This window comes from Dactylosporangium sp. NPDC005572 (genome assembly GCF_040605515.1).
Lineage (GTDB): Bacteria > Actinomycetota > Actinomycetes > Mycobacteriales > Micromonosporaceae > Dactylosporangium.
The window spans coordinates 1-2,351 of the sequence record NZ_JBEXCY010000434.1; the positions used below are offsets into that span (position 1 = coordinate 1).

At 74.5% G+C, this 2,351-nt stretch carries 3 protein-coding genes and 1 pseudogene; 3 read left to right on the forward strand and 1 reads right to left on the reverse strand.

The window, feature by feature from the left end:
• Together ABZS66_RS61340 and ABZS66_RS61345 are read left to right on the forward strand one after the other, a co-directional pair.
• Positions 1 to 308, forward strand: a pseudogene (locus tag ABZS66_RS61340) (hypothetical protein); the annotation flags it as partial.
• On the forward strand, positions 305 to 1,828 hold the full coding sequence (locus tag ABZS66_RS61345; protein WP_354774182.1) for a polyamine aminopropyltransferase: 1,524 nt from the start codon (positions 305 to 307) through the stop codon (positions 1,826 to 1,828). The pseudogene ABZS66_RS61340 and the gene ABZS66_RS61345, both read left to right, overlap by 4 nt.
• Here the strand turns inward: ABZS66_RS61345 and ABZS66_RS61350 are convergent.
• Entirely contained in the window at positions 1,776 to 2,039 is a 264-nt protein-coding gene (locus ABZS66_RS61350) for a hypothetical protein (RefSeq protein WP_354774184.1), read from the reverse strand. The two genes, ABZS66_RS61345 and ABZS66_RS61350, sit on opposite strands and share 53 nt — an antisense overlap.
• Between ABZS66_RS61350 and ABZS66_RS61355 the strand changes: the two genes are divergently transcribed.
• A partial coding sequence (locus ABZS66_RS61355) for an NAD(P)H-binding protein (protein ID WP_354774186.1) occupies positions 1,927 to 2,351 on the forward strand: 425 nt, incomplete at its 3' end. The two genes, ABZS66_RS61350 and ABZS66_RS61355, sit on opposite strands and share 113 nt — an antisense overlap.

Here is a 2,351-nt window from a genome sequence, read left to right on the forward strand (position 1 = left end):
ACAGCTACGCCGAGGCGGGCGCCGCCGAGATCATCTACACCGACCCCGACGACGCCCAGGCCGCGGCGGCCCAGGCGGCCGCCGCCCAGACCGCGTCGGAGGCGGCGTCGGCCGCGGCTGCCGCTTCGACGGAGGCTTCGACCGAAGCTTCGACTGAGGGCGCGCCCGCTCAAGCCGAAGCGGACACCGCGCCGACCGTGCCGACCGACGCCACGGCGACCGACGCCACGGCGACCGACACCACGGCGACCGAAGCGACCGAAGCGACCGGGGAGACGCCGCCGAAACCGCAGGCGCCGCAGCCGTGACGCGGTTCCGGCGGACGGCGGTCCTGCTGGCGGTGTTCGTGTGCGCGGCCTGCGGCCTGGTGTACGAGCTCGCCCTGGTCGCCCTCGGCAGCTACCTCATCGGCGACACCGCCGCCCAGGCCTCGATCGTGCTCGGCGTCATGGTCTTCGCGATGGGCATCGGCGCGCTCGCCGCGAAGCCGCTGCAGAAGCACGCCCTCGTCGCGTTCGCCGCGATCGAGCTCCTGCTGGCCCTGTTCGGCGGCTTGTCGGTGCTCGCGCTGTACGCCGCGTTCGCCTGGCTGGACCTCTACGCACCGGCGCTGGTCGCCATGGCGCTGCTGCTCGGCATGCTGATCGGCGCCGAGATCCCGCTGCTCATGGTGCTGCTGCAGCGCATCCGGCAGCAGGACGCCGGCAGCGCCGTCGCCGACCTGTTCGCCGCCGACTACATCGGCGCCCTGCTGGGCGGCCTGGCCTTCCCGTTCCTGCTGCTGCCGGTCTTCGGGCAGCTGCGCGGCGCGCTCGTCGTCGGCGTCGTGAACGCGGTCGTCGGCCTGCTCGTCGTGTTCACCGTGTTCCGCCGCGACCTGGTGCGCCGCTCCACGGTCTCGCTGAGTGCCGCCGCGGTCGCCGTGCTGGCCGTGCTCGGGGCGTCGTACGCGCTGTCGCAGCGGTTCGAGGTCACGGCCCGCCAGGAGCTGTACGCCGACCCGGTCGTCTTCGCCACGCACAGCCGGTACCAGGAGATCGTGCTGACCCAGTCGCTGGACGGGGCCGACGTGCGGCTGTTCCTCAACGGGGACCTCCAGTTCGCCTCGCGCGACGAGTATCGCTACCACGAGGCCCTGGTGCACCCGGTGCTCGCCGGCCCGCGCCGGTCCGTGCTCATCCTCGGTGGCGGTGACGGGCTGGCGCTGCGGGAGGTGTTGAAGTACCCCGATGTCGCCTCCGTCACCGAGGTGGAGCTGGACCCGGCGGTCATCGATCTCGCCCGCACCGACCCCCGGCTGCACAGGCTCAATGCCGACGCGTTCGCCGACCCCCGGGTACACCTGCTGAACACGGACGCGTTCGCGTGGCTGCGGGACGAGACGCCCCAGTTCGACGCGATCATCGTGGACATGCCCGACCCGGACGAGACCGCCACCGCGAAGCTGTACTCGGTCGAGTTCTACGCGATGGTGCGCAAGGCCCTGGCCCCCGGCGGCCGGCTCGTCGTGCAGTCCGGCTCGCCGTACTTCGCCCAGCGCTCCTACTGGTGCGTGGGCGCGTCGCTCGCGGAGGCGGGCTTCGCGACGGTCCCGTACCACGTCGACGTGCCGTCGTTCGGCGACTGGGGCTTCTTCCTGGCCTCGGCGTCGCCGGCCCCGCCCGCGATGGCCCTGGACCCGCCCGCCCCGCTGCGCTTCCTGGACCCGGACGTGCTGCGCGCCGCCCAGGTCTTCCCGGCCGACCGCAAGCGCGTGGACGTCCCGCCGTCGACCCTCATGGACCCGCGGATCCTGCAGTACGCCCGGGAGGAGTGGGAGGGCTACTGAGCCCGTCGGCGACGACCGCGAGCCCCTTTCCCTTGGCCGCCGCCGGAAGCCGCTGCTCCATCACGAGCACCCCGGCGACGACCGCGTGCAGCTCGGCGGTGGTGAGGTCGGCCCGCACCGCACCGGCGTCCTGCGCGCGCCGCGTCGCGGTACGCCGGGTGGACTTCGGCGCGCCGGAGACGCTGCCCGACGCGTTCCGCGGTGCCGCCACGGTCTTCCTGAACGCGACCTACTACGGCGCGCCGCCCGAGGTCCGCGGCGCGCAGCTGGCCGGCGCGATCGCCGCAGCCGAGGCGGCGGGCGCCGCCCGGATCGTCGTCACGAGCTGGCAGGACGCGGATGCCTGCCCGATGCCGGCGACGGCCGACTTCCCCGCGACCGAGCGCCGGCTGGGGGAGTCGGCCGCGCGCTGGACGGTCCTGCGCGTCGGCTACGGGCTGGCGGCCGCGCTCGCCCGGGACGTCGTCACCGCCCGCCGCGCCGGCGAGCTGGCCGTGCCGGCCGGCGTGGCCCGGATCGCGGC